The sequence below is a fragment of the Terrimonas ferruginea DSM 30193 genome, assembly GCF_000425585.1.
GTDB lineage: Bacteria > Bacteroidota > Bacteroidia > Chitinophagales > Chitinophagaceae > Terrimonas > Terrimonas ferruginea.
Genome location: NZ_AUDS01000037.1, coordinates 1 through 1,203 on the forward strand (window position 1 = coordinate 1; position 1,203 = coordinate 1,203).

Sequence of the window (1,203 nt, forward strand, 5' to 3'; positions counted from 1 at the left end):
TTTTTTCTGCCCAGCTTTTTGGTTTTGAGTTGACCGAGCGCATCGTAAGCCATTTCGCTTAAGACTTTGAAGTTCGTGGGCAGCGCCACATCGCTGGTACCGGTCTTCTTTTCAACTTTTACTACTCGGCCGAGATCATCATAGGTCGTTTTGGTAACAGCGGTAGTCGTTTGCGTGGCCGTTGCCAGTTTTTGTACCGTGATCAAGGGTTGGCCTGACCAACTGTATTGCGTGGTGGCTACGTCTACACTACCCGTGATGTTCTGGCTCTGTACCTGGATCACCCTGCCCTTTTCATCATAGATAGTGACGGTAGCGAGATAAACCGGCGTACCGCTCTTCAACACTTTCACCTCACTCCAGGTCGCCATCCCTTTGACATTGCTGGTTCTTTGCGTGGGCGTTACCGGAAACGGAAAGCTTGTCGAAGCCGCTAAAAAATGGCTGTTCCAGGTCGTTAAAAAAGTCGCCGATAAGCCGCTTGGTAAACCCGCATAATCATCATAATGCGTTCGCGTTAGTCTGTCCCAACCTGATCCGGGCGTTGATGTCGCCGCAAACGGATAGTCCGTGGTGGCTGCATTGGCTTGTGTCTGCTGCCAGCTCCGGGTCTGGTTGCTGGTCCACAGACCAGTTTGTACCGGGCGGTTCAAATAATCATACAGCGTCACCAGCCATTGGTTACTGCTTCTCAGGTTACCGTCCTGCGTCAGCACCAGGCGGTCTTTGTTATCATAGACCATGTACACCGGTTTGGCGCCGGGTACTTGTTTAGTGATCATTCTGCCCCGTTCGTCGTAGGCGTAGCGGAAGGTCTGTTCGTTTAAAATCGTTGTTGTTAACGACCAACTGCTGCCAGCCAGTGCTTCCACACCAACCGGTTGGATCACACCGGCCAACCGGTTTTGTTTGTCGTAAATATAATAGGTACAGAGCCAGCCTGTATGTCCACTGCCGGTTCCATTATCTGCAGTAGCCGTTAACTGGACTTTCTTGAGTACTACCAGTCCGTCTTTATCCTTGTATTCGATCACCTGCTTGCTGTGTTCGTCCGTGGTGATCGTTTTATAGAGTTCTCCTTCGGGATAGATACCCGGTGTGGTATAACCAGCAAAATCACCGCTCACTGCACCAAGGTTCCAGATACGTACTGCATCCGTAGTTGTATTATGCACATAAGCAGTTTGCACACCTCGCGACGCG

The 1,203-nt window shown here is 50.8% G+C and carries 1 pseudogene; it reads right to left on the minus strand.

The window, feature by feature from the left end:
- A pseudogene (locus tag H608_RS22225) lies at positions 1–1,175 on the minus strand (hypothetical protein); the annotation flags it as partial.
- Between the last annotated feature and the right edge of the window lie 28 nt (positions 1,176–1,203).